A 25,077-nucleotide genomic window follows, 5' to 3' on the forward strand; every position below is an offset into this window, starting at 1 on the left:
GCTCGCTTGACTCACCTCCGTCGCCCGAGTTTTCGAAGGCCAGGGCGGCGGCGGTGGCAAATTCTGCGGAGCGCCGGGTTGCCTGTCAACGCACCGGGCGCGCCGCTGGCTGCTGCGCTCTGCCTGAGCGCAAGGCCATGTATCCCTCAACTCTCCACAGGACACCTTGATGAGCAGGCCGACTCCACTTGCCGCTTCCGAGACGCTGGCGGCCCTGACGGCCTACAAGGGCGGCTTCTTCAACATCGGCCTGTTCTCGGCGGTGATCAACCTGCTGATGCTGGCCCCGGCGCTGTACATGCTGCAGGTCTACGACCGGGTGCTGGCCTCGGGCAATCAGATGACCCTGTTGATGCTGACGCTGATGATTCTCGGCCTGTTCGGCCTGATGGGGGCCTTGGAGTGGGTGCGCAGCCAGGTGGTGATCCGCCTCGGCACGCAGATGGACATGCGCCTCAACCAGCGGGTCTACGATGCCGCCTTCGAGGCCCAGCTCAAGGGCAGCCCCCAGGCCGCCGGCCAGGCCTTGAACGACCTGACCGCGCTGCGCCAGTTCGCCACCGGCAATGCCCTGTTCGCGTTCTTCGATGCGCCCTGGTTTCCGGTCTATCTGCTGGTGATTTTCCTCTTCCACCCCTGGCTCGGCCTGCTGGCCCTGGGCGGTGCGGTGCTGCTGGTGGCACTGGCCTGGATCAACCAGCACATCTGCCAGGCGCCGTTGGCCGAGGCCAGCCAGCTGTCCATCATCACCAGCCAGCAGGCCACGGCCAACTTGCGCAACGCCGATGCGATCGAGGCCATGGGCATGCTCGCATCCCTGCGCGAGCGCTGGTTTATCGGTCACCAGGGCTTTCTCGCCCAGCAGAACCTGGCCAGTGAAAAGACCGCCACCATCAGTGCCTGGTCCAAGGGCGTGCGCCTGGCCTTGCAATCCCTGGTGCTGGGCCTGGGCGCCTGGCTGGCGGTGCAGGGGCAGATCACCCCGGGCATGATGATCGCCGGCTCGATTCTCATGGGCCGGGTGCTCAGCCCCATCGACCAGTTGATCGCCGTGTGGAAGCAGTGGAGTTCGGCGCGCCTGGCCTACGAGCGGCTGTCGGAGCTGTTGCAGGCCAACCCGCCACGCCCGACACGCATGAGCCTGCCCACGCCCAAGGGCGAGCTGAGTGTGGAACAGCTCAGTGCCTGTGCTCCCGGCCGTCGCCGTCCGGCCTTGACCCACCTCGGCTTTACCCTGGCTGCCGGCCAGGTGCTGGGCGTGATCGGCCCTTCCGGTTGCGGCAAGTCGACCCTGGCGCGCTTGCTGGTGGGCGCCTGGGCCCCACTCACCGGCAAGGTGCGCCTGGATGGCGCGGACCTGACCCTGTGGGATAAGCAGCAACTGGGCCCGCACATTGGCTACCTGCCCCAGGACATCCAGCTGTTCGCCGGCAGCATCGCCGAGAACATCGCGCGTTTTGGCCAAGTGGATGCGCAGCAGGTGCTGCAGGCGGCGCAGATGGCCGGGGTGCATGAGCTGATTCTGCAAATGCCCCAGGGCTACGACACGCGCCTGGGAGAGGGCGGCGCCGGGTTGTCCGGTGGCCAGCGCCAGCGCATTGGCCTGGCCCGCGCGCTGTATGGCCTGCCGGCGCTGATCGTGCTCGACGAGCCCAATTCCAACCTCGATGAGGCCGGCGAACAGGCACTGCTGCAGGCCATCGCCCAGCTCAAGCAACAAAAACGCACCCTGGTGCTGATCACCCACAAGCCCAATGTGCTGACCCTGACCGACCAGCTGATGATCCTGCGTGAAGGCCAGTTGCAAGCCTTCGGCCCCACGGCGCGAGTGCTGGAAGCCAGCCAGAAGGCCAAGGCCGCCCCCGCACCAACGGTGCCCGCCAGCAATCCGGTCACCAGCCTGAACATGAATTACCGCCTCGGCGTGGCCGGCGGCGAAGGGAAGAAAGCATGAAAGCCTCGTTATCCACAGCCCGTACGACGTCCGAGAGCCCGGCGGTGAGCAATCTGCTGGTGCTGGACGACAAGCAGTATTCACGGCTCGGCTGGCTGCTGGTGCTGGGGGGCTTTGCCGGGTTTCTCGGCTGGGCCGCCCTGGCGCCCCTGGACAAGGGCGTGGCGGTGTCGGGCAAGGTCATGGTCTCGGGCCATCGCAAGACCGTGCAGCATCCGAGCGGTGGCATAGTCGAGCGGATCGAGGTGCGCGATGGCGACCGGGTCAGTGCCGGGCAGGTGCTGCTGCGCCTTAACGAGACACCGCTGCGCACCCAGATGCAATCCCTGCGCAGCCAGTACCTGGGTTCCCTGGCCAGCGAGGCGCGGCTCGATGCCGAGCGCAATGGCGCCCAGGACATTGTCTTCGATCCACAACTCCAGGCCCTGGCCGGCGAACCGGACGTCGCCGCCAGCTTGGCGCTGCAACGCCAACTGTTCAGCAGCCGGCGCCAGGCCCTGGCCATGGAACAGCAGGGCATTGCCCAGACCATTGCCGGCTCCGAGGCGCAGCTGCGCGGCACCCGGGATTCCCAGGCCAGCAAGGTGCAGCAGCGCAACGCCCTGAACCAACAGTTGCAGGGCCTGCGGGAGCTGGCCCGGGACGGCTACATTCCGCGCAACCGGCTGCTGGACAGCGAGCGTTTGTACGCCCAGGTGGAGGGTGCGATCGCCGAGGATTTCGGCCGCATCGGCCAGTTGCAGCGCCAGGTTCTGGAACTGCGCCTGCGCATACGCCAGTCCAGCGAGGACTTCCAGAAAGACCTGCGCGGCCAACTGGCCGAGACCCGGGTACGCACTGAAGACCTGCGCAATCGCCTGGCCTCCGCCGAGTTCGAACTGGCCAACAGTCAGGTGCGGGCTCCGGCCGCCGGGGTGGTGGTGGGGCTGGAGGTGTACACCGAGGGTGGGGTGATCAAGCCCGGCCAGCCGTTGATGGACATAGTGCCCCAGGACGAACCGCTGCTGGTGGAGGCGCGGGTGCCGGTGCAGATGGTGGACAAGGTGCACCCGGGGCTGGGGGTGGAATTGATGTTCCCGGCCTTCAACCAGAGCACCACGCCGAAGGTGCCGGGGCAGGTGACCCTGGTGTCCGCCGATCGCCAGGTCGACGAGCGCACCGAGGAGCCTTACTACACCCTGCGCGCCACCGTCAGCGCCCAGGGCATGGCGCAGTTGCAGGGCTTGCAGATCCGTCCGGGAATGCCGGTGGAAGCCTTTGTTCGCACGGGCGAGCGCTCGATGCTCAATTACCTGTTCAAGCCCCTGTTGGACCGGACTCATATGGCGTTGGTGGAAGAATGATCCGCGCTTGCTGCTACCTGCCCTTGCTTTGCCTGCTGAGCAGCCCTGCGGCCCAGGCCCTGGGTTTGCTCGACGCCTACGACCTGGCCCTGCGCAACGACCCGACCTTCCAGGCCGCGCTCAAGGAACGCGATGCCGGCGAGGAAAACCGCGCCATCGGCCGCGCCGGGCTGCTGCCGAACCTGTCCTGGAGCTACAACAATTCGCGCAATCAGTCCGAGGTGACCCAGGAGACGATTCGTGGCGATGTCACCAGCGACCGTGATTACCGCAGCTACGCCTCGACCCTGACCCTGCAGCAGCCGCTGCTCGACTACGAGGCCTATGCCCGCTATCGCCAGGGCTCGGCCCAGGCGCTGTTCGCCGACGAGCGCTTGCGCGGCAAGAGCCAGGAACTGGCAGTGCGCCTGCTGGGCGCCTACAGCCAGGCGTTGCTGGCTCAGGAACGCATTGAGCTGAGCCGGGCGCAGAAGCGCGCCTACGCCGAACGCCTGCAACTCAACCAGCGCCTGCTCAAGGGCGGCGAGGGCACCCGCACCGATGTGCTGGAAACCCAGGCCCGCCTGAGCCTGGCCCAGGCCCAGGAGATCGAGTCCGAGGATGCCCAGGACGCGGCCCTGCGAGAATTGCAGGCGATAGTCGGCGAGCCCTTGCAGATCGATGAACTGGACCCGCTGGCCCGGCAGTTCGAGATCCAGCCGTTGCAACCCAATCGCTTCGACAGCTGGCGTGACCTGGCCTTGGCCAACAACCCGCAGCTGGCTTCCCAGCAACAGGCGCTGCGGGTGGCTGAGTACGAGGTGCAGCGCAAGCGCGCGGGGCATCTGCCCAAGGTCAGCCTGTACGCCAGCAGCCGGCAGACTAGCTCCGATTCCGAGAGCTCCTACAACCAGCGCTATGACACCAATACGCTGGGCATCCAGGTCAGCTTGCCGCTGTTTGCCGGCGGCTCGGTGTCGGCCTCGACCCGCCAGGCCGCCAGCCAGCTGTCCCAGGCACAGTACGAACTGGATGCGCAGACCGCCACCACCCTCAACGAGTTGCGCAAGCAGTTCAATCTCAATACCAGCGCCGCGGCCAAGGTACGTGCCTATGCAATGGCCGTGAGCTCGGCCGAGGCCCTGGTGAGCGCCACCCAGAAGAGCGTGCATGGCGGCGAGCGGGTCAACCTCGACGTGCTGGATGCCGAGCAGCAGCTGTTCACCGCCCGGCGCGATCTGGCAGACGCCCGGCATGCCTATCTGCTGGCGCGGATTCAGCTCAAGTATTACGCGGGATTGCTCAACGAGCAGGACCTGCAGCAGTTGGCCGGGTACTTCCGCCCTCTGGGCTGAATGTGCCAGCCGTAGGTGGGTGATCTTGATCGTAGGAGCTGGCTTGCCAGCGAAGGCGTCCGCCAGATTGGCGCAAGTCTTGAGGGCCTATTCGCCGGCAAGCCGGCTCCTACGGGTGGGCGGCAGAATGACAACGGCCGTCTCGAGGACGGCCGTTGGTGGCAGCGGAGTGGATCAGCGCCGGGTCAGCAGCACCCCGGATTCCATATGGTGGGTCCAGGGGAACTGGTCGAACAGGGCGCAGCTACTGATGCGGTGGGTGTCGTGCAACTGGGCGATGTTGGCCGCCAGGGTTTCCGGGTTGCAGGAGATGTATAGGATGTTGTCGAAGCGCCGGGTCAGCTCGCAGGTGTCCGGGTCCATGCCGGCCCGGGGCGGGTCGACGAACACGCTGCCGAATTCGTAGCTCTTCAGGTCCACGCCTTGCAGACGGCGGAAGGGTCGCACTTCGTTCAGGGCTTCGGTCAATTCCTCGGCCGACAAACGCACCAGGGTGACGTTATCCACAGCGTTTTCGCTGAGGTTGCTCAGGGCCGCATTCACCGAGGTCTTGCTGATTTCGGTGGCCAGCACCTTGCGTACCCGGGTGGCCAGGGGCAGGGTGAAGTTGCCGTTGCCGCAGTACAGCTCCAGCAGGTCGTCCTGGCGTTCGCCCAGGGCGGCATAGGCCCAGTTGAGCATCTTCTGGTTGACCGTGCCGTTGGGCTGGGTGAAGGCGCCTTCGGGCTGGCGATAGCTGAAGGTGCGGCCACCGACTTCCAGCTTCTCCACCACATAGTCCTGGCCTATGACTTCGCGCTTGCCCTTGGAGCGGCCGATCACGCTGACCTTGAGGTCGGCGGCCAGTTGGCTCGCAGCCTTGTGCCAATGCTCGTCCAGGGGGCGGTGGTAGCACAGGGTGATCATCGCGTCGCCGGCCAGGGTGGTGAGGAATTCCACCTGGAACAGCTTGTGGCTCAGCGCGCTGCTGGCTTGCCAGGCGGCCTTGAGCTGGGGCATCAACTGGTTGATGCGCAGGCTAGCGATGGGGAATTCCTCGATCAGGATCGGCGTGCGCTTGTCGTCCTGGGAGAACATCGCGTAGTGGCGCTCGCCGGCCTCGCGCCACAGGCGGAATTCGGCCCGCAGGCGGAAGTGCTGCAGGGGCGAATCGAAGACCTGGGGCTCGGGCGCGTCGAACGGCGCCAGCAGGTCACGCAAGCGCGTGACCTTGTCCTGAAGTTGTACGGCGTAGGAGGCAGCGTCAAAAGTCATGCAGGGTAGCCCAGCTTGATCACGAACAAGATCGACAGGATCACCAGCGGCGCGTTCAGCTCACGGGCACGGCCCGACAGCAGCTTGATCGCGGTCCAGGCAATGAAGCCGAAGGCGATGCCGTTGGCGATGGAGTAGGTGAATGGCATGGCCAGGGCGGTGACCACCACCGGGGCGGCGACGGTGATGTCATCCCAGTCGATTTCCGCCAGGCCGGAGGTCATCAATACCGCGACGAACAGCAGCGCCGGAGCGGTGGCGAAGGCCGGTACGCTGGCCGCCAGCGGCGAGAAGAACAGCGCCAGCAGGAACAGGATGGCCACCACGATGGCGGTCAGGCCGGTGCGGCCGCCGGCGCTCACGCCTGCCGCCGATTCGATGTAGCTGGTGGTGGTCGAGGTGCCCAGTAGCGAGCCGCCCAGGGCCGCGGTGCTGTCGGCGATCAGGGCTCGGCCCATTTTCGGCATGTGGCCGTCCTTGCCCATCAGGCCGGCGCGCTTGGCCACGCCGATCAGGGTGCCGGAGTTGTCGAACAGGTCGACGAACAGGAAGGCGAAGATCACGCTGATCAGGCCGATGTCCAGGGCGCCGCGGATATCCAGCTGCAGGAAGGTCGGGGCCAGGGATGGCGGCATCGAGGTCACGCCGTTGAACGGGGTGAAGCCCAGCAGGATGGAAACGATGGTCACCGCGAGAATGCCGATCAGCACCGCGCCGCGCACTTTCAGTGCTTCCAGGGCGACGATCAGTACAAAGCCCAGGGTGGCGAGGATGGGTGCGGGTTTCTTCAGGTCGCCGAGGCCCACCAGGGTGGCTTCGTTGCCCACCACGATTTCAGCGTTGTGCAGGGCGATCAGCGCCAGGAACAGGCCGATACCGGCGGCGATTGCCGAGCGCAGGGGCAGGGGGATGCTGTTGATGATCCATTCGCGGATGCGGAAGATCGACAGCATGAAGAACAGCACCGCCGAGATGAATACCGCACCCAGGGCCACTTGCCAGGTGTGGCCCATGTGCAGCACCACGGTGTAGGTGAAGAAGGCGTTCAGGCCCATGCCCGGTGCCAGGGCGATCGGGTAGTTGGCGATCAGGCCCATGACCGTGGAGCCGAAGGCCGCTGCCAGGCAGGTGGCGACGAACAGCGCGCCTTTGTCCATGCCCGTCGCGCCGAGAATGCTCGGGTTGACGAAGAGGATGTAGGCCATGGCCAGGAAGGTGGTCACGCCCGCAAGAATCTCGGTGCGCACGTTGGTGTTGTGTGCCTTGAGTTGAAACAGCCTTTCCAGCATGTCTGCTCCCCGTGGCGCCCCCAGGCGCCGTGAATGTATCGACTCCAACAGCAAAGCACAGACTTTGTAAGGTGCCTGTGGATTTGCTCAGGGTCGGAAAAAGCCGCGCATCATACCAGCAGCGTGGGCCAATGGCTGCGATCGTCGGCGATGTTTTGCCCGACTGGCAAGTAGCGCATACTGCGCCCTGGTTTTGAGGGGGGATTTATGCGCAGTGCGATGAAAATGACCGGTCTGGCCTTGCTCGGCGCACTGGCCTGCTTGCTGGCGACGCCGGCCCTGGCCCGTTCGGCGCCGCCGTTGAGCGAGGTGGAAATTCTCAAGGTGTTGTCGCCTTCCTGCGGCCTGGAGGATGTGTCCGACGGTCGTGAACGCACCCAGTGCGATCACTCCGGCCCGAACATCAAGGTCTATGTGCTGGAGATCGGCTATGGCCGCGAGCCCCATGTGACCCTGGATGGCTTCGAAGTCGATGGCACCCGCTCGCCGGTGTGCGAGGACGGCTCCAGCTATGTGCCGTGCGGCAACTCGGGAATCACCGTCGGCTACATCTATATCTTCGACCTGGCGGGCAAGCAGGAAGGCACCTTCAGCTTCAGCAACACCTCGCTCAATGCGCCGGGCAATAGCATGAGCGCGCAGATCTACATCAAGTAAGGCTGCTCTGCCCGAGCTGAGCCGACAGCTGCTGGATCGGCAGTTGCAGATTCTGCTCGGTCTGCCAGATGTCGTAGTCGGCCTGCACCGCCAGCCACACCCTGGCCTTGCCAATGCCCGCGCGCTCCAGCCGGACAGCCAGCTCCGGGCGAATCGGCGCGTGACCATTGAGCACCTTGGACAGATGGGGGCGGGCGTAACCCAGGTGCCGCGCCAGCTCCGTCACGCTGATGCCCAGTTCGGGCAGAACGTCCAGGCGCAGCGTATCCCCGGGGTGCGGCGGGTTATGGATGGACATGGTCCGACCTCCTGTTCAGTGGTAGTCCAGATAGTCGACCAACTCGATATCCGAACCTATGAAACGAAAGATCACTCGCCAATTGCCGGACACCGCCAGCGACCAGTAGCCAAGACGGCCGCCCCTGAGCGGGTGCAAGCGCCAGCCCTGCAGATCGAGATCCGCAGGTTCGCTGGCGTGATCCATAAACGACAGCTGGCGGGCCAGCCGGCGTGCATGTTCGGCCCGTATTCCACGAGTCGATCCGGTTTCATAGAAGGCGCGCAGGCCTTTGTGCTGAAAGGACTTGATCATGGGGAGCGAGTGTAAGGCGATACCTTACACTCGTCCGAGCGGTTTTGTATTGCAGAGAATGATCAATAACCTGTTACAGCACTGGGTGCCGTCTTGGTTTCAAGGCCTGGGCTCCTGTGGCTCATGCATCCGGTCACGCCTGGCCAGGGTCGGGAACAGCTTGATCCAGACCCCGGTCACCAGCAGTGTGCCGACCCCGCCCAATACCACTGCCGGCACCGTGCCGAACCAGTGGGCGGTGAGGCCGGATTCGAATTCCCCCAGCTGATTCGAGGCGCCGATAAACAGGCCGTTCACCGCGCTGACCCGGCCGCGCATTTCATCCGGGGTTTCCAGCTGCACGAAGGACGCACGGATCACCATGCTGATCATGTCCGCCGCCCCCAGCACCACCAGCACCGCCAGGGAAAACCAGAACGAGGTGGAGAGGCCGAAGGCGATGGTGGCCACGCCAAATACCCCGACCGCGGTGAACATCACCCGTCCGACCTGGCGCTCGACACTGAAGCGCGCCAGCCACAGCGACATCAACAGGGCGCCCACCGCCGGTGCCGAACGCAGCAGGCCCAGGCCCCAGGGGCCGGTCAGCAGGATGTCCTTGGCGAACACTGGCAACAGCGCGGTAGCACCGCCCAGCAGCACGGCGAACAGGTCCAGGGAAATGGCCCCGAGAATGTCCGGGCGGCTGCGGATAAAGCGGATGCCCGCCAGCAGCGAGTCGAGGGTGGCCTTGCCCTTGTTCAGCGGCGTTTGCCGGGCCGGCAGGTTGAGCATCAGCAGGCAGGCAATCACATACAGAAACACCGTGGGGCCGTAGACCCAGACGCTGCCGAAGGCATACAGCAGCCCGCCCAGGGCCGGGGCGACAATGGTTGCCGACTGTTGCGCCGATTGCGCGGCGGCCACCGCCCGAGGGAACAGCGCGCTGGGCACTATGCTCGGCAACAGCGCCTGGGTGGTGGGCATTTCGAAGGAGCGGGCGCCACCGAGCAGGAAGGCCAGGATAAAGATCATTTCCCGGGTGACGTTGTTGGTCAGGCTGCCGATGGCCAGGGCCAGGGCGATCAAGGCCTGCAGCGACTGGCAGAGGGCGGCCACCCGGCGCCGGTCGTAGCGGTCGGCCACATGCCCGGTATGCAGCATGAACAGCACCCGCGGGGCGAACTCCACCAGGCCCACCAGGCCCAAGTCCAGCACATTGCCGGTGAGCTGATAGAGGTTCCAGCCAATGGCCACGGTGAGCATCTGGAAGCCGCTGGCGGTGAAGATCCGCGCCAGCCAGAAAGCCATGAACGGACGATGGTGGCGGAGCAGCAGAGGTTCTTGACTGGGCATCTGGCGCTAAATCTGAGCGGGGGGAGTGCCGCGAGGTTATCACCAAGATGTAACCAATAGTTGCGATCCGAGGAAAATCGTTAGCAGCGCATCTATCTTCCCGCCCCTTGCACCGATCCTTGTAGGGGCGAGCTTGCTCGCGAACGAAGCGTCCCGTTCTGTCTGCCATTGCGCTCCGCTCCCAGCTCTGGCCAGCGCCCGCTCACAAGCCCTTGAATCTGCTCAAAACCCACTGAAAAGCCCTGTGCTTGACGTGGTGAGACAAGCTGTCACGCGGCAAATAACCACAGAGTTGCGCAGCCAATTTAGGACTACTCTTTCAACGTTGCTTGACCCAGATCAATACCTTTTACAGGGCTTGACGGGGTGGCCCCCTGGGCCGGAATCCCTGCGTTGCGATGGTTTAAAAGAACGAATCCGAATTCGCCGTACTCCATATCCGTGGGGGCAGTGGGTGCAGGCCTCCGGCCGGCAGCCGGTATTACCTGACAGAGGAAAGCTTATGTTCGGTTTAGAGGCTATTGATCTCGCCCGAATCCAGTTCGCGTTCACCATCTCGTTCCATATCCTGTTCCCGGCCATCACCATCGGTCTGGCGAGCTACCTGGCGGTACTCGAAGGCCTGTGGCTGAAAACCCGTGACGACACCTACCGCGATCTCTATCACTTCTGGTCGAAGATCTTTGCCGTCAACTTCGGCATGGGCGTGGTTTCCGGCCTGGTCATGGCCTACCAGTTCGGCACCAACTGGAGTCGTTTCTCCGACTTCGCTGGTTCGGTCACGGGCCCGCTGTTGACCTATGAAGTGCTCACGGCGTTCTTCCTGGAAGCCGGTTTCCTCGGGGTAATGCTGTTCGGCTGGAACAAGGTCGGACGCAAGCTGCACTTCTTCTCCACAGTGATGGTGGCCATCGGCACCCTGATCTCGACCTTCTGGATCCTCTCGTCCAACAGCTGGATGCAGACGCCCCAGGGTTATGAAATCGTCAACGGCCAGGTAATCCCGGTGGACTGGTTCGCGGTGATCTTCAACCCGTCGTTCCCTTATCGCCTGGCGCATATGGCGGTGGCGGCCTTCGTGGCCACGGCGTTCTTCGTCGGGTCCTCGGCCGCTTGGCACCTGCTGCGCGGGCGCGATAACCCGGCGATTCGGCGCATGCTCTCGATGGCCATGTGGATGGCCTTGATCGTCGCCCCGGTACAGGCGGTGATCGGCGACTTCCATGGCCTCAACACCCTCAAGCACCAGCCGGCGAAAATCGCCGCCATCGAAGGCCACTGGGAAAACGTCGGCAATGAGCCGACCCCGCTGATTCTCTTCGGCTGGCCGGACATGAAGGCCGAGAAGACCCGTTTCGCCGTGGAAATCCCTTACCTGGGCAGCCTGATCCTCACCCACTCCCTGGACAAGCAGGTGCCGGCGCTCAAGGAATTCCCCCCCGAGGACCGCCCCAACTCGACCATCGTCTTCTGGTCGTTCCGGATCATGGTGGGCCTGGGCTTCCTGATGATCTTCACCGGCCTGTGGAGCCTCTGGCTGCGCAAGCGCGACAACCTCTACGCGTCGCGGCCGTTCCTCTACCTGGCCTTGTGGATGGGGCCGTCCGGGCTGATTGCGATCCTCGCCGGCTGGTTCACCACCGAGATCGGCCGTCAGCCCTGGGTGGTCTATGGCCTGATGCGCACCGCCGACGCCTCCTCCGGGCACAGCCTGGTGCAGATGAGCATCACCCTGGCGCTGTTCGTGGTGGTGTATTTCGCCCTGTTCGGCGTGGGTATCGGCTACATGATGCGCCTGGTGCGCAAAGGCCCGGTCACCAATGAAGGCGCCGAAACCAGCCACGGTGGTCCTGGGCAGAAACGCACCCCGGCCCGTCCGCTGTCCGCAGCCGACGATGACGGCGACGACCACAGCACCCGCCTGAACAAGGGGAATTGAGTCATGGGTATCGATCTTCCACTGCTTTGGGCCGTGATCATCATCTTCGGCATCATGATGTACGTGGTTATGGACGGCTTCGACCTGGGCATCGGGATTCTCTTCCCGTTCGTCAAGGACGAGCGCGACCGTGACGTGATGATGAACACCGTCGCCCCGGTCTGGGACGGCAACGAAACCTGGCTGGTACTGGGGGGCGCGGCGCTGTTCGGGGCCTTCCCGCTGGCTTACTCGGTGGTGCTCTCGGCGCTCTACCTGCCGCTGATCCTGATGCTGGTGGGGCTGATTTTCCGCGGCGTGGCCTTCGAGTTCCGCTTCAAGGCCAAGGCTGACAAGCGGCATATCTGGGACAAGGCCTTTATCGGCGGTTCCCTGGCGGCGACCTTCTTCCAGGGCGTGGCCCTGGGGGCCTTCATCGATGGCCTGCCGGTGGTCAACCGGCAGTTCGCCGGCGGCTCCCTGGACTGGCTGACACCCTTCACCTTGTTCTGCGGCCTGGCGCTGGTGGTGGCCTATGCCTTGCTCGGCTGCACCTGGCTGATCATGAAGACCGAAGGCAAGCTGCAGCAGCAAATGCATGACATTGCCCGGCCCCTGGCCTATGTCGTGCTGGCAGTGATCGGCATTGTCAGTCTCTGGACCCCGCTGGCCCACGCCGAGATTGCTGCACGCTGGTTCACCCTGCCGAACCTGTTCTGGTTCCTGCCGGTGCCGATCTTGGTGCTGGTGACCATGTATGGCCTGTTGCGTGCCGTGGCCCGCAACGCCCACTACACGCCGTTCCTATTGACCCTGGTGCTGATCTTCCTCGGCTACAGCGGCCTGGGCATCAGCCTGTGGCCGAACATCGTGCCACCGTCGATCTCCATCTGGGACGCCGCCGCGCCGCCGCAGAGCCAGGGCTTCATGCTGGTGGGCACGCTGTTCATCATTCCGTTCATCCTGGGCTACACCTTCTGGAGCTACTACGTGTTCCGCGGCAAGGTGACCCACGAGGACGGTTACCACTAGGTGGAGCGCGGTTTGCCGGTGCAGGCGTTGGAGCTGGAGGACGCTTTCGCTGGCAAGCCAGCTCCTACGGAAATTCGGTTTTGGCAGGAGTAGAGAAGATGAGCGGCAAACATTCTTTGCAGGAAATCGAACAGGCGGAAAAGAAGCCGCTGTGGCAACGCCTGGGCTGGCTGGTCATGATCTGGGGCGGCAGCGTGCTGGCCCTGTTCGTGGTGGCCAGCCTGATGCGCATGTTCATGAATGCCGCCGGCCTGACCACCCACTGATCATCCCATCCCGTTGCCTTGCGGCACGGTTTCAACCCTCCGCCAGCGGAGGGTTTTTTTTGCCTGTTATTTGCGGGCCTTGAGGATCACGAACTTGGGGGTTGCCGCCACTTGCTCGACGCCGCGGAACAATCGCGCCAGCTTGCTGTGATAACCCAGGTGGCGGTTGCCGACTATATACAGCGCACCGCCCACCACCAGGGCCTCCCGGGCCTGCTGGAACATGCGCCAGGCGAGGAAGTCACCCACCACCTGCTGCTGATGGAACGGTGGGTTGCACAGTACTACGTCCAGGGACTGCGGTTCCTGGCCCGCCAGGCCGTCGCCGGCGCGCATCAGCGCCTCGCGTTCGCCGAGCAGCGCCTGCCAGTTTTCCCGGGCTGATTGCACCGCCATAAAGGATTCGTCCACCAGGGTGTAATGGGCTTGCGGGTTGTCCAGGGCGCTGGCGATGGCCAGCACCCCATTGCCGCAGCCGAGGTCGGCGACCCGAGCGTTGCCGAGGTTGCGGGGCAGATGGGGCAGGAAGGCGCGGGTGCCGATGTCCAGGCCTTCACGGCAGAACACATTGGCGTGGTTGAGCAGCTCGATGGCGGGCTGGTCCAGGCGATAGCGGGTGGGGTAGGGCGATACAGCCGGCTCCTGGGGTTCCGCTGTGGCAATCAGCAGGCGGGCTTTTTTCACCGCCAGTGAAGCCTGCACCTGGCCGATGTAGCGCTCCAGCAGATCGCCCGCCGCCCGTGGCAGGTGCTTGACCATGGCGGCTGCCACCACCTGGGCGCCAGGGGCCAGTTGCCCTTGCAGGCGAATCAGTTGCTCTTCCAGCAGGGCCAGGGTCTTGGGCACGCGGATCAGCACCCGGTCGAAGGGGCCGCTGACGGTTTCGCTGGCCGGCACCACGCGCACGGCATCAAAAGGCAGGCCATTGCGCGCCAGGTTCTTTTCCAGGGCCAGGGCCCCCAGGTAGGAATCTCCGCTGCTGCAGACCTGGACCTTGCCCAGCAGGCTGGCGGCCAGGGCACCGAAGCTGTCGTTGAGCACCAGCACCCGGGTGCTGCTGTCGGGCTGTTGTTCGGCCAGGTGGTTGAGCAGGTATTCGTCCGCGGCGTCGAAGGCTTGCAGCGGCTCGTTCTGCTGTTCGGGCTGGCGGATCAGGTCGAGCTGGGCGAAGGGGCTGGCAAGCACGGGCATGGGACGGACTCTAGGTAATCGGTGAATGTCCTGTCGGCGAGGTACAGCGAGCGGACAGGAGGCTGCGGACCAGGATGGCGTAATAAGGGTCCGAAAGGGCGGTGAATGGTACGTTTTTTCGCCACCGTTTGCCTGCCCTTGTATGCCACTACAAACCGCCGGTGTTTCTGCACGGCGCTTTGCGTGACACTAGAGCATCGGTTTGTGGAGCCTGTCATGACTGCCAGTGAAGAAAAGTACACCCGCCAGACCCTGCTCGAGGTGCAGCCGCTGACCTCCAGCCTGTTCACCCTGCGCACCACCCGGGACGCGGGTTTTCGCTTTCGTTCCGGGCAGTTCGCCCGTCTTGGCGTAACCAAGGCCGATGGCACTACGGTGTGGCGCGCCTATTCCATGGTGTCGTCGCCGTTCGATGAGTTTCTCGAGTTCTTCTCCATCGTGGTGCCCGGTGGCGAGTTCACCAGCGAACTCAGCCGCCTGGAAGTGGGCGACAGCCTGCTGGTGGATCGCCAGGCCTTCGGCTACCTGACCCTGGACCGCTTTGTCGATGGTCGTGATCTCTGGCTGTTATCCACAGGCACCGGGATTGCGCCGTTCCTGTCGATCCTCCAGGACTTCGAGGTGTGGGAGAAATTCGAGCGCATCATCCTTGTCTACAGCGTGCGCGAGGCCCGGGAGCTGGCCTACCAGCAACTGCTCGCCGAGTTGCCCCAGCGCGAGTACCTGGCGGAGTTCGCCCACAAGCTGCAGTTCATCAGCACCGTGACCCGCGAACAGCATCCGGGCAGCCTCAATGGGCGTATCACCCAACTGATCGAGAGCGGTGAACTGGAGCACGCTGCCGGCGTGGAACTCTGTCCCGAGCATTCCCGGGTGATGCTCTGCGGCAACCCGCAGATGATCGATGACACCCGCGCCCTGCTCAAGCAGCGGGGCATGCACCTGAGCCTGTCGCGGCGGCCGGGGCAGGTAGCGGTGGAAAACTACTGGTAATAAAAACGGCGCCTTCAGGGCGCCGTTGTTGTATTGCAGGATCAGCTTCAGGGCTTGTTGCTCTGCGCCTTGAGCAGGTCGCGAATCTCGCTCAGCAGTTCTTCTTCCTTGGTCGGCACCGGCGGCGCACTCGGGGCCACGGCTTCTTCGCGCTTGAGGCGGTTGATCACCTTGACCCCCATGAAGATGGCGAAGGAGATGATGATGAAGTCGATGATGCTCTGGATGAACTTGCCATAGGCCAGGACCACTGCCGGGGTATCCCCCGCGGCGGCCTTGAGGGTGACGGCCAAGTCGCCGAAGTTCACCCCACCGACCAGCACGCCGATGGGCGGCATGACCACATCGCCGACAAAGGACGAGACTATCTTGCCGAAGGCGGCACCGATGATGATACCCACGGCCATATCGACCACATTGCCTTTGACCGCGAAGGCCTTGAATTCACTGAGCACGCCCATAGGTTATTCCTTGTTGCAGATGAGGTTGGTTAAGGCAGTGTAATTCAGCAAAAAGCATTTTGCCGAAACAACTTTTTACAGCTCGCGGGGTTATCGACCGATAAAGAGGCAAAGAGTTTATTCAAAGTGCCATCAAATCGCGCGCGATATACCCCGCACCCGCAGATATAACCAGAACATTTTGTCAATCAGACGGTTACGGCCTTTCTATTTATCTTTCAAATATTTAGTCACTAGCCTCTAGCAGGCGCATCGAGATGCGCCTTATATAACTAGAGGAATACAAAATGACCGCTTCTCTTGGCCTTGGGAGTCTTTCCCAGCGGCACGTACTGGGTGTGCTTGCCGCCAGTATGCTTTCGCTTTCCGTACAGGCCGCCACGCTGACTCGCGACAATGGCGCGGCAGTGGGCGACAACCAGAATTCGCAGACTGCGGGCGCCAGCGGCCCGGTGCTGTTGCAAGACGTGCAGTTGATTCAGAAACTCCAGCGGTTCGACCGCGAGCGCATTCCAGAGCGTGTGGTGCATGCCCGTGGCACGGGTGCCCACGGTACTTTCACGGTAACCAACAACCTCACAGACTTGACCCGCGCCAAAGTATTCGCTGCCGGCGAGACGACTCCGGTCTTTGTCCGCTTCTCAGCGGTGGTGCACGGTAACCACTCCCCGGAAACCCTGCGCGATCCCCGCGGCTTTGCCACCAAGTTCTATACCGCGGACGGTAACTGGGACCTGGTGGGCAACAACTTCCCGACCTTCTTCATTCGCGATGCGATCAAGTTTCCGGACATGGTCCACGCTTTCAAACCCGATCCACGAACCAATCTCGACGATGACTCGCGGCGTTTTGACTTCTTCTCCCATGTTCCAGAAGCCACCCGTACTCTGACCGAGCTGTATTCCAACTCCGGCACTCCGGCCAGTTACCGGGAAATGGACGGTAATGGTGTGCATGCCTACAAGTTGATCAACGCCAAGGGCGAAGTGCACTACGTGAAGTTTCACTGGAAGAGCCTGCAAGGTCTGAAGAATCTCGACCCGAAACAAGTGGTGGAGGTACAGGGCCGCGATTACAGCCATATGACTAACGACTTGGTAGCCCACATTAATAAAGGGGACTTTCCCAAGTGGGACTTGTATGTCCAGGTATTGAAACCCGAGGATTTGGTCAAGTTTGATTTCGACCCGCTGGACGCCACCAAGATCTGGCCCGGTGTGCCCGAGCGCAAGGTCGGGCAGATGGTGCTCAACCGCAACCCGGCCAACGTCTTCCAGGAAACCGAGCAAGTGGCCATGGCCCCGGCCAACCTGGTGCCGGGGATCGAGCCCTCGGAAGACCGCCTGCTGCAAGGCCGGGTGTTCTCCTATGCCGATACCCAGATGTACCGCCTCGGCGCCAATGCCCTGCAACTGCCGATCAACGCGCCGAAGAACCCGGTGAACAACGGCAACCAGGACGGCGCGATGAACCTGGGCCACAGCAGCAGCGGGGTCAACTACCAGCCCAGCCGCCTGATGCCTCGTGAAGAGCCGCAAACCGCACGCTACAGCCAGCTGGCACTGGCGGGCAGCAGCCAGCAGGCGAAGATCCAGCGTGAGCAGAACTTCAAGCAGGCCGGTGATCTGTACCGTTCCTTCAGCAACAAGGAACGCCAAGACCTGATCGACAGCTTTGGCGGCTCCCTGGCCAGCACCGATGACGAGAGCAAGCACATCATGCTGTCGTTCCTTTACAAGGCCGACCCTGAATATGGCACCGGGGTGACCAAGGTGGCCAAGGGCGATCTGGCCCGGGTCAAGGCCCTGGCCGCCAAGCTCAGCGATTGATGCTCCAGTGCGTGGTGCCTGAAAACACCGCGCAACTTATCAGGTGCTGGCTGCTGGCGAACGTGCACGCCGCGAGTATCGGGCGAGCCCCTTCGCCGGCAAGCCGGCTCCTACACGTTAGAGGAATGACGGAGGTGCGCCATGCGCCTGTTGATTGCGTTGCTGACTTTTGCCTGCTCGCTGGTTGCCCAGGCGCAGTCGCTCGATCCGGTGGCGGTCAAGGTCCAGCTGGAAAACTACTACTTCGATGCCGCCCGCCGTGGCGATGTGGAAATGCTCGACACCTTTATCGAGTCCGGGTATTCCCTCGATACTCAGGATGAGAAGGGTTACACCGCGTTGATCCTCGCCGCCTATCACGGCCAGGGGCCGGCGGTGGAGCGCTTGCTGGCCGCCGGGGCCAACGCCTGCGCCCAGGACAACCGTGGCAACACAGCGCTGATGGGGGCGATCTTCAAGGGCGAGGTGCAGATTGCCCGGCGCCTGCTGGCCGCCGATTGCAGCCCCGACCAGCGCAATGGAGCCGGGCAGACCGCGGCCATGTACGCCGGGTTGTTCAAGCGGGTCGAACTGTTGGACGCCTTGGCCGCCAAGGGCGCCGACTTGAATGCCGAGGATCCCCTGGGCAATAGCGCCACGCGTCTGGCCAGCGGGCAGATCCGCACCGCGGCGCCGCGCTGATCGGCGCCAGCTGAGCTGCTATCATCGCGGTTTTTGCCGGGGGTTCAGATGGCCAAGGCCAAGCGCATGTACGGCTGCACCGAGTGCGGCTCCACCTTTCCCAAATGGGCCGGGCAATGCGGTGAGTGCGGTGCCTGGAACACCCTGACCGAGACCATGATCGAAAGCGGCGGCGCCGCGGCGCCTTCCGGGCGTACCGGCTGGGCCGGGCAGCAGGCGCAGATCAAGACCCTGGCCGAAGTCAGCGTCGAGGAAATCCCGCGTTTCTCCACCGCCTCCGGCGAGCTCGACCGGGTGCTCGGTGGCGGCCTGGTGGATGGCTCGGTGGTGTTGATTGGCGGTGACCCGGGGATCGGCAAGTCGACCATCCTGCTGCAGACCCTGTGCAATATCGCCACGCGCATGCCGGCGCTCTACGTCACCGGCGAGGAATCCCAGCAACAGGTGGCGATGCGTGCCCGGCGCCTGGGCCTGCCCCAGGACCAACTGCGGGTGATGACCGAGACCAGTATCGAAACCATCATCGCCACGGCCCGGGTGGAGAAACCCAAGGTCATGGTGATCGACTCGATCCAGACGATTTTCACCGAGCAACTGCAATCGGCGCCGGGTGGCGTGTCCCAGGTGCGCGAGAGCGCGGCCTTGCTGGTGCGCTATGCCAAGCAGAGCGGCACGGCGATCTTCCTGGTGGGCCACGTGACCAAGGAAGGCGCCCTGGCCGGCCCGCGAGTGCTGGAGCACATGGTGGACACCGTGCTGTATTTCGAAGGCGAATCCGACGGCCGCCTGCGCCTGTTGCGGGCGGTGAAGAACCGTTTTGGCGCGGTCAACGAGCTGGGGGTATTCGGCATGACGGACCGCGGCTTGAAGGAAGTCTCCAACCCGTCGGCGATTTTCCTTACCCGTGCCCAGGAGGAAGTGCCGGGCAGCGTGGTGATGGCCACCTGGGAAGGCACCCGGCCGATGCTGGTGGAGGTGCAGGCGCTGGTGGACGACAGCCACCTGGCCAACCCCCGTCGGGTGACCCTGGGCCTGGATCAGAATCGCCTGTCGATGTTGCTGGCGGTGCTGCATCGCCATGGCGGCATTCCCACCCACGACCAGGACGTGTTCCTCAACGTGGTGGGCGGGGTCAAGGTGCTGGAGACCGCCTCCGACCTGGCGCTGATGGCGGCCGTGATGTCGAGCCTGCGCAATCGTCCGTTGCCCCATGATCTGCTGGTGTTCGGCGAGGTTGGGTTGTCCGGCGAGGTGCGCCCGGTGCCCAGTGGCCAGGAGCGCCTGAAAGAGGCGGCCAAGCACGGCTTCAAGCGGGCTATCGTGCCCAAGGGCAATGCCCCCAAGGAGCCGCCAGCAGGGATCAAGATCATCGCCGTGACCCGCCTGGAACAGGCGTTGGACGCGCTCTTCGAATAATCAGCCGGGGTTTGCATGAAAGGACGCAGGGCAATGGACATGACAAGGTTGCAAGGCTGGTTGCTGGGTGTGGCCCTGCTGTGTGGCAGCGCTGGCGCCCTGGCGCAACAGGCCGAGGTGCCCGAGGGCTATCGGGTGGCCCAGCAAGTGCTGGTGGGGGACGGCTCCGTGCTGGAGGTGCTGGAGGATCTGCGCATCACCCCGCAGTTGCATGACGACAGCTGGGGCAATGGCCTGGACGCCGACAGTTTCGCCCAGTCCGAGGACGATCAACCGGCCGCGCCCCTGGATGCCCAGGCCCGCTTGATCTCCGACAGTGGTGAGGTGCTGGCGCAGAAGTCCCTGGGTTATCCCCTGGCCAAGGTGGAGAAGGCCCCGCTCAACGGCCTGCCGTCCCCGGCGTTCTTTCTCAGCATCGATATGACCGCGCCCATGGGCAGCTACAGCGGCCCGGCCACCGAGGTACTGATGCCCGAGCAAAGCCAGCTGGACCCGGTGCTCTGTATCGGTGACGGGGGAGAGAAGCGGCCGCTGGTATTCGCCCAGACCGGCAAGGCCGCCTGGCAGATAGTGCCGTCCAGTGAGGGCGGCACCGAAAGCATCCAGCAAGTGTCGTCGGCCTCGTCGATGGAGAACGAGGAGTTCATCACCACCTACCGCACCTTCCGCTACATCGACGGCCAGTGGCACGTCGCCTCACGGCAACAGGCGGGGTACTGGGATATGGAAAACGAGTTTCCCGAACCGGGGCTGTTTCCCTGAGTGAGCGCTGCCGGTCAGATATCGATCAGCGCACCCAGTTCACGCTCCAGCTCCTCGGGGTCGGCCAGGTTCAGCTCGATCAGGCGCCGCAGGTGCTCGATGGATTCCAGGCCGATGTGCAGGCAGACAAAGCCGAGCTGGTCGTGGCCTTCGTGGGCCAGTTGCACGTCCATGCGCACATCGGCATCGGGGCCCAGGTGGATGTCGGCTTCGAAGGGCCGCTTGGGGTCCCCCAGCCAGGGCTCGGGGCGTTCGATCAGCAGGCCCTTGAGGGACAGGTCCAGCAGTCGCACCGGCCAGCGGTAGGTGCCTTGACTCAGTTCGGTTTTGGCATCGAAGGCGATGCGTTTGAAGCGACGGCGATCGGCGTATTGCTCGCTCATGGGCTGGCCCTCTGCGTGGTGCACTGACTATAGACCCGGGTTTATGACTGCCGCTATGACCTGGTTCGCAGCTGGGCAAGTTTTGTCGGAATGACAACCGCGAACTGTGGAGAGATGCCCGTGGCGCGAGGGCATTCCGAGTGGCCGCTGCCGAGTCGGATAAGTTCGAAAACAAGGACGCATATAAGTTAAAAGAAGGCTCTAGACCAACGTGGGGGGTGGTCTTTGAGGCGAGTAGCGCTACACTCGAAGCGCTGTCTTTCTGTCCACCCTGGCTGGAATATAAAAATGAAAAACAATAATAGCCTCACACGCCATATACCCTGGCTGCTGCTGGCAATCGTAGGAGCGTGCGCCCTTGGCGTCGTTGCATTGCGTCGCGGCGAGGCGATCAACGCCTTGTGGATTGTGGTGGCTGCGGTGGCCATCTATCTGGTGGCGTACCGTTATTACAGTCTGTTTATCGCCAACAATGTGATGCAGCTGGACCCACGCCGGGCCACCCCCGCCGTGCTCAACAATGATGGTCTGGACTATGTGCCGACCAACAAACACATTCTCTTCGGTCACCACTTCGCCGCCATTGCCGGCGCGGGCCCGCTGGTGGGCCCGGTGCTCGCGGCGCAGATGGGCTACCTGCCCGGCACCCTGTGGCTGATTGCCGGGGTGGTACTGGCCGGTGCGGTGCAGGACTTCATGGTGCTGTTCCTCTCTACCCGGCGTAATGGCCGTTCCCTGGGCGACATGGTTCGCGAGGAAATGGGCCGCATCCCCGGCACCATCGCCCTGTTCGGCTGCTTCCTGATCATGATCATCATCCTTGCGGTGCTGGCGCTGATCGTGGTCAAGGCCCTGGCCGAGAGCCCGTGGGGCATCTTCACGGTAATGGCGACCATCCCGATCGCGGTCTTCATGGGCGTGTACATGCGCTACATCCGCCCGGGGCGCATCGGCGAGATCTCGCTGATCGGCGTGCTGCTGCTGCTGGGCTCCATCTGGCTGGGGGGCCAGGTGGCGGCTGATCCGGTCTGGGGCAAGATGTTCACCTTCACCGGGATCCAGATCACCTGGATGCTGATCGGCTACGGTTTCGTCGCTGCCGTGCTGCCGGTGTGGCTGATCCTGGCGCCACGGGACTACCTGTCGACCTTCCTCAAGATCGGCACCATCATCGCCCTGGCGATCGGCATCCTGATCACCATGCCCGAGCTGAAAATGCCGGCCCTGACCCAGTTCACCGACGGCACCGGCCCGGTGTGGAAAGGCGGCCTGTTCCCCTTCCTGTTCATCACCATCGCCTGTGGTGCGGTGTCCGGCTTCCATGCGCTGATTTCCTCGGGCACCACGCCCAAGCTGCTGGATAACGAAGCCAACGCCCGCTATATCGGCTATGGCGGCATGCTGATGGAATCCTTTGTGGCGATCATGGCCATGGTCGCCGCTTCGGTGATCGAGCCTGGCGTGTACTTCGCCATGAACAGCCCAGCGGCCATCGTCGGCGGCGATGTGGTTGCCGTGGCCCAGACAGTCAGCAACTGGGGCTTCGTGATCAGCCCGGAACAGCTGCAGGCCGTGGCCAAGGACATCGGCGAGAACACCATCCTGGCCCGTGCCGGTGGTGCGCCGACCCTGGCGGTGGGGATCGCGCAGATCCTTCACCATGTACTGCCGGGTGAGAACACCATGGCGTTCTGGTACCACTTCGCGATCCTGTTCGAGGCGCTGTTCATCCTCACTGCAGTGGACGCCGGTACTCGTGCCGGGCGCTTTATGCTGCAGGACCTGCTGGGCTCCTTCGTGCCGGCGCTGAAACGCACCGAATCCTGGACCGCCAACCTGATCGCCACCGCAGGCTGCGTGGCAATGTGGGGCTACCTGCTGTACCAGGGGGTGATCGATCCGCTGGGCGGCATCAATACCTTGTGGCCGCTGTTCGGCATCTCCAACCAGATGCTCGCCGGCATCGCCCTGATGCTCGGCACCGTGGTGTTGATCAAGATGAAGCGCCAGCGCTATATCTGGGTCACCCTGCTGCCGGCCATGTGGCTGCTGATTTGCACCACCACGGCAGGCTTCATCAAGCTGTTCGACGCCAACCCGGCGATCGGCTTCCTGTCCCTGGCGAAGAAGTACAGCGATGCCCTGGCCGCCGGCCAGATCCTCGCCCCGGCCAAGGACATCACCCAGATGCAGCACGTGATCTTCAACGCCTACACCAACGCGACCCTGACCGCGCTGTTCCTGCTGGTGGTGTTCAGCATCCTGTTCTACGCGCTCAAGGTCGGTGTTGCGGCCTGGGGCAGCAAGGAACGTACGGACAAGGAATCGCCCTATCAGCCGGTGCCGGACGCTTGATCGAGGAATGCAACGATGTTCAATGACCTGAGTCGCCTCGGTAAATACCTCGGTCAGGCCGCGCGCCTGATGGTCGGCATGCCCGACTACGACAACTACGTCGAGCATATGCAGACCAAGCACCCGGACCAGCCAGTGATGTCCTACGAGGCGTTCTTCCGTGAACGCCAGGAGGCGCGTTACGGCGGCAAGGGCGGCCCGAAGTGCTGTTGAAGTACAGCGTTTAAGTCGTACCCATGTAGGAGCCGGCTTGCCGGCGATGGCGTCAGTGAGATCGCTATCGCCGGCAAGCCGGCTCCTACGTTTTTAGGCGTGGGAGATCCTGTAGTGCAAAACCCTATTCCCGTGACCGTGCTCAGTGGTTTTCTCGGTGCCGGCAAGACCACCCTGTTGCGGCATCTGCTCAAGGCCGAGCACGGCTTGAAGATCGCGGTGATCGAAAACGAATTCAGCGACGCCGGGATCGACACGCAATTGCTCGGCGATGCCCCGGTGCAGGTCATGACCCTGGCCAATGGCTGCGTGTGCTGCACCATTCACACCGACCTGACCAAGGCCCTGTACCTGCTGCTGGAACGCCTGGACAGCGGCGAGATCGCCTTCGACCGGCTGGTGATCGAATGCACCGGGCTGGCCGACCCGGCGCCGGTGGCGCAGACCTTCTTTATCGATGAGGAGCTGCGCGAGCGCTATATCCTCGACGGCATCATTACCCTGGTGGATGCCAAGCACGCCGAGTTGCACCTGACCCAGACCATCGCCCAGGCGCAGATCGGCTTTGCCGACCGCTTGCTGGTGAGCAAGCGCGACCTGGTGGACGAGGCAAGCTTCGAGGCCCTCAGCCAGCGCCTGACGCGGATCAATCGGCGGGCGCCGATCCATGTGGTGGATCACGGTTGCATCGACCTGGCGCAACTGCTGGATGTGCGGGGCTTCAACCTGAATGCCGACCTGGGCGGTGGCATCAGCCTGCGTCCGGTGCGCCAGGCGCCTTCGATAGACCGGATTTCCAGCCTGGTGCTGCGCACCGAACAGGCCCTGGACCTGGAGCGCCTGAGCGAATTCATGAACCAGCTGCTGGAGCAGCATGGCAAGCAATTGCTGCGCTACAAGGGCGTGTTGAACGTGATCGACGAGCCTCGGCGCATGGTGTTCCAGGGCGTGCTCAAGCTCTATGGTTTCGACTGGGACAGCGAGTGGGCCCCGGACGAGCCGCGGGAGAGCGTGATGGTGTTTATCGCCGATGATCTGCCGGAAGAGCAGATCCGGCAGGGTTTCGAGCGAATGCTGGGGCGCTGAAGGGCCGCTACAGACCGCCCAGCAGGCGCTGTTCCAGGTGATCCAGGTGCTGGTTCATCAGGGCTTCGGCCTGCTCCACATCGGCCTCTTCTAGCGCGTCGATGATCCTTGAGTGTTCTTGCCAGGCGCAGTGGTTGCGGGCGCGGCCCTCGACCCGGGCGATGGCCAGGGAGGTCAGCGGCACCAGGCTGCCGAGAAACTGCGCCAGTGGCCCGTTGCCGGCCACTTCCGCCAGTTGCAGGTGGAACTCCCCCGAGAGACGGATGGCCGGGCCGCGCTGGTCGCGCTCGATGGCCTCGCGTTCCCGGGCGATCAGTTGCCGCAAAGGTTGCAGTTGGCGCCGCGGACGCTGGCCGGCCAGGCGCACCAGGGTGATTTCCGTGAGGCGTCGGGCATGCAGGATCTGCCGGGTCTGCTCCAGGTCCGGGGCGGCGACCTGGGGGCGGTGATTGGGCCGCAGGATCACCACCTGCTGATGGGACAGCCGCGCCAGCACCTGGCGGATGATGCTGCGGCTGACCCCGAAGGCCTGGCCCAGGCTGTCCTCGGTAAAGCGGCTGCCGGGGGCGATGCGCTGTTCCAGGATGGCGTCGAAGATCTGCGGGTAGACATCGTCCACCAGCAGCTTCTTTTCCCCGCAGGGGCGCCGAGGCAGGTTGGCCACCAGGGTGAAGGGATTGTTTTGCAGGGCGTGGCTGAGCATGGCCGGTCTCCAGTCCAGTAGCGCAAACAA

24 protein-coding genes are annotated in these 25,077 nt (G+C 63.7%); 15 read left to right on the forward strand and 9 right to left on the reverse strand.

Annotated elements, in window-relative coordinates:
- Nucleotides 1-169 precede the first annotated feature (169 nt).
- Genes J4P02_RS17020 through J4P02_RS17030 form a run of 3 tightly spaced genes read left to right on the forward strand, consistent with a single transcriptional unit; the run spans nucleotide 170 to nucleotide 4,631 of the window.
- Nucleotides 170-1,954 (forward strand): type I secretion system permease/ATPase, encoded by a 1,785-nt coding sequence (locus J4P02_RS17020; RefSeq protein WP_426192285.1) that lies wholly within the window; start codon nucleotides 170-172, stop codon nucleotides 1,952-1,954.
- A complete protein-coding gene (locus tag J4P02_RS17025; RefSeq protein WP_426192287.1) occupies nucleotides 1,951-3,297 on the forward strand; it encodes an HlyD family type I secretion periplasmic adaptor subunit in 1,347 nt (448 codons plus the stop codon). The genes J4P02_RS17020 and J4P02_RS17025 overlap by 4 nt, the downstream gene beginning before the upstream one ends.
- Nucleotides 3,294-4,631, forward strand: a complete 1,338-nt coding sequence (locus tag J4P02_RS17030; protein WP_426192289.1) for a TolC family outer membrane protein — start codon at nucleotides 3,294-3,296, stop codon at nucleotides 4,629-4,631. The genes J4P02_RS17025 and J4P02_RS17030 overlap by 4 nt, the downstream gene beginning before the upstream one ends.
- 174 nt (nucleotides 4,632-4,805) lie before the next feature.
- On the opposite strand, the gene trmA is transcribed toward J4P02_RS17030, so the two are convergent.
- Together trmA and J4P02_RS17040 are read right to left on the reverse strand one after the other, a co-directional pair.
- Nucleotides 4,806-5,885: a tRNA (uridine(54)-C5)-methyltransferase TrmA gene (gene trmA / locus J4P02_RS17035; protein WP_426192291.1), complete on the reverse strand. Its 1,080-nt coding sequence runs from the start codon at nucleotides 5,883-5,885 to the stop codon at nucleotides 4,806-4,808.
- Nucleotides 5,882-7,174 carry an NCS2 family permease gene (locus tag J4P02_RS17040; protein WP_426192293.1) on the reverse strand — a complete coding sequence of 431 codons (1,293 nt, stop codon included), beginning with the start codon at nucleotides 7,172-7,174 and terminating at the stop codon, nucleotides 5,882-5,884. Before J4P02_RS17040 ends, trmA begins: the two co-directional genes overlap by 4 nt.
- A 207-nt stretch (nucleotides 7,175-7,381) precedes the next feature.
- Here J4P02_RS17040 and J4P02_RS17045 point away from each other — a divergent pair, with 207 nt between their 5' ends.
- The gene (locus tag J4P02_RS17045; RefSeq protein ID WP_426192295.1) at nucleotides 7,382-7,831 is read left to right on the forward strand and encodes a DUF4879 domain-containing protein; all 450 of its coding nucleotides are present in this window, start codon (nucleotides 7,382-7,384) and stop codon (nucleotides 7,829-7,831) included.
- Here J4P02_RS17045 and J4P02_RS17050 read toward each other — a convergent pair.
- The 3 genes from J4P02_RS17050 to J4P02_RS17060 all read right to left on the reverse strand — a co-directional run bounded on the left by J4P02_RS17050 (nucleotide 7,824) and on the right by J4P02_RS17060 (nucleotide 9,758).
- On the reverse strand, nucleotides 7,824-8,129 hold the full coding sequence (locus J4P02_RS17050; RefSeq protein WP_426192297.1) for a HigA family addiction module antitoxin: 306 nt from the start codon (nucleotides 8,127-8,129) through the stop codon (nucleotides 7,824-7,826). The two genes, J4P02_RS17045 and J4P02_RS17050, sit on opposite strands and share 8 nt — an antisense overlap.
- Nucleotides 8,130-8,144: 15 nt before the next feature.
- Complete coding sequence (locus J4P02_RS17055) at nucleotides 8,145-8,423, reverse strand: type II toxin-antitoxin system RelE/ParE family toxin (protein WP_426192299.1); 279 nt, start codon at nucleotides 8,421-8,423, stop codon at nucleotides 8,145-8,147.
- Between the two features lie 99 nt (nucleotides 8,424-8,522).
- Complete coding sequence (locus J4P02_RS17060) at nucleotides 8,523-9,758, reverse strand: MFS transporter (protein ID WP_426192301.1); 1,236 nt, start codon at nucleotides 9,756-9,758, stop codon at nucleotides 8,523-8,525.
- A 502-nt stretch (nucleotides 9,759-10,260) separates the two neighbouring features.
- On the opposite strand from J4P02_RS17060, the gene J4P02_RS17065 reads away from it, so the two are divergent.
- From J4P02_RS17065 to J4P02_RS17075, 3 genes are all read left to right on the forward strand, one after another.
- Entirely contained in the window at nucleotides 10,261-11,697 is a 1,437-nt protein-coding gene (locus J4P02_RS17065; protein WP_426192303.1) for a cytochrome ubiquinol oxidase subunit I, read from the forward strand.
- Nucleotides 11,698-11,700: 3 nt separating this feature from the next.
- Nucleotides 11,701-12,708 (forward strand): cytochrome d ubiquinol oxidase subunit II, encoded by a 1,008-nt coding sequence (gene cydB / locus J4P02_RS17070; protein WP_426192305.1) that lies wholly within the window; start codon nucleotides 11,701-11,703, stop codon nucleotides 12,706-12,708.
- A 98-nt stretch (nucleotides 12,709-12,806) separates the two neighbouring features.
- The gene (locus J4P02_RS17075) at nucleotides 12,807-12,974 is read left to right on the forward strand and encodes a DUF2474 domain-containing protein (RefSeq protein ID WP_011063586.1); all 168 of its coding nucleotides are present in this window, start codon (nucleotides 12,807-12,809) and stop codon (nucleotides 12,972-12,974) included.
- A 66-nt stretch (nucleotides 12,975-13,040) separates the two neighbouring features.
- Here the strand turns inward: J4P02_RS17075 and J4P02_RS17080 are convergent, their stop codons facing one another.
- Nucleotides 13,041-14,165, reverse strand: a complete 1,125-nt coding sequence (locus J4P02_RS17080; RefSeq protein WP_426192307.1) for a methyltransferase — start codon at nucleotides 14,163-14,165, stop codon at nucleotides 13,041-13,043.
- A 216-nt stretch (nucleotides 14,166-14,381) separates the two neighbouring features.
- Here J4P02_RS17080 and J4P02_RS17085 point away from each other — a divergent pair, with 216 nt between their 5' ends.
- Nucleotides 14,382-15,158, forward strand: a complete 777-nt coding sequence (locus tag J4P02_RS17085) for a ferredoxin--NADP reductase (protein ID WP_426192309.1) — start codon at nucleotides 14,382-14,384, stop codon at nucleotides 15,156-15,158.
- 47 nt (nucleotides 15,159-15,205) lie between these two features.
- Here J4P02_RS17085 and mscL read toward each other — a convergent pair whose 3' ends face one another.
- Nucleotides 15,206-15,619 (reverse strand): large-conductance mechanosensitive channel protein MscL, encoded by a 414-nt coding sequence (mscL, locus tag J4P02_RS17090; protein ID WP_426192311.1) that lies wholly within the window; start codon nucleotides 15,617-15,619, stop codon nucleotides 15,206-15,208.
- A gap of 287 nt (nucleotides 15,620-15,906) precedes the next feature.
- On the opposite strand from mscL, the gene katB reads away from it, so the two are divergent.
- The 4 genes from katB to J4P02_RS17110 all read left to right on the forward strand — a co-directional run bounded on the left by katB (nucleotide 15,907) and on the right by J4P02_RS17110 (nucleotide 20,307).
- Entirely contained in the window at nucleotides 15,907-17,448 is a 1,542-nt protein-coding gene (gene katB / locus J4P02_RS17095; RefSeq protein ID WP_426192313.1) for a catalase KatB, read from the forward strand.
- A gap of 141 nt (nucleotides 17,449-17,589) precedes the next feature.
- Complete coding sequence (locus tag J4P02_RS17100) at nucleotides 17,590-18,129, forward strand: ankyrin repeat domain-containing protein (RefSeq protein WP_426192315.1); 540 nt, start codon at nucleotides 17,590-17,592, stop codon at nucleotides 18,127-18,129.
- Between the two features lie 48 nt (nucleotides 18,130-18,177).
- Nucleotides 18,178-19,545 carry a DNA repair protein RadA gene (radA, locus tag J4P02_RS17105; RefSeq protein WP_426192317.1) on the forward strand — a complete coding sequence of 456 codons (1,368 nt, stop codon included), beginning with the start codon at nucleotides 18,178-18,180 and terminating at the stop codon, nucleotides 19,543-19,545.
- A gap of 33 nt (nucleotides 19,546-19,578) precedes the next feature.
- Nucleotides 19,579-20,307, forward strand: a complete 729-nt coding sequence (locus J4P02_RS17110; RefSeq protein ID WP_426192319.1) for a hypothetical protein — start codon at nucleotides 19,579-19,581, stop codon at nucleotides 20,305-20,307.
- A gap of 14 nt (nucleotides 20,308-20,321) precedes the next feature.
- On the opposite strand, the gene J4P02_RS17115 is transcribed toward J4P02_RS17110, so the two are convergent.
- Nucleotides 20,322-20,690 (reverse strand): PilZ domain-containing protein, encoded by a 369-nt coding sequence (locus tag J4P02_RS17115; protein WP_426192321.1) that lies wholly within the window; start codon nucleotides 20,688-20,690, stop codon nucleotides 20,322-20,324.
- 288 nt (nucleotides 20,691-20,978) lie between these two features.
- Here J4P02_RS17115 and J4P02_RS17120 point away from each other — a divergent pair, with 288 nt between their 5' ends.
- The 3 genes from J4P02_RS17120 (at nucleotide 20,979) to yjiA (ending at nucleotide 24,344) form a co-directional block, all read left to right on the forward strand.
- Complete coding sequence (locus tag J4P02_RS17120) at nucleotides 20,979-23,045, forward strand: carbon starvation CstA family protein (RefSeq protein ID WP_426192323.1); 2,067 nt, start codon at nucleotides 20,979-20,981, stop codon at nucleotides 23,043-23,045.
- Nucleotides 23,046-23,060: 15 nt separating this feature from the next.
- Nucleotides 23,061-23,258 (forward strand): YbdD/YjiX family protein, encoded by a 198-nt coding sequence (locus J4P02_RS17125; RefSeq protein ID WP_426192325.1) that lies wholly within the window; start codon nucleotides 23,061-23,063, stop codon nucleotides 23,256-23,258.
- 114 nt (nucleotides 23,259-23,372) lie between these two features.
- The gene (gene yjiA, locus J4P02_RS17130; RefSeq protein ID WP_426192327.1) at nucleotides 23,373-24,344 is read left to right on the forward strand and encodes a GTPase; all 972 of its coding nucleotides are present in this window, start codon (nucleotides 23,373-23,375) and stop codon (nucleotides 24,342-24,344) included.
- A 7-nt stretch (nucleotides 24,345-24,351) separates the two neighbouring features.
- Here the strand turns inward: yjiA and J4P02_RS17135 are convergent, their stop codons facing one another.
- Entirely contained in the window at nucleotides 24,352-25,047 is a 696-nt protein-coding gene (locus J4P02_RS17135; protein WP_426192329.1) for a GntR family transcriptional regulator, read from the reverse strand.
- Nucleotides 25,048-25,077: the final 30 nt, after the last annotated feature.

Origin of the sequence: Pseudomonas sp. NFXW11 (genome assembly GCF_049887815.1) — a bacterium.
GTDB lineage: Bacteria > Pseudomonadota > Gammaproteobacteria > Pseudomonadales > Pseudomonadaceae > Aquipseudomonas.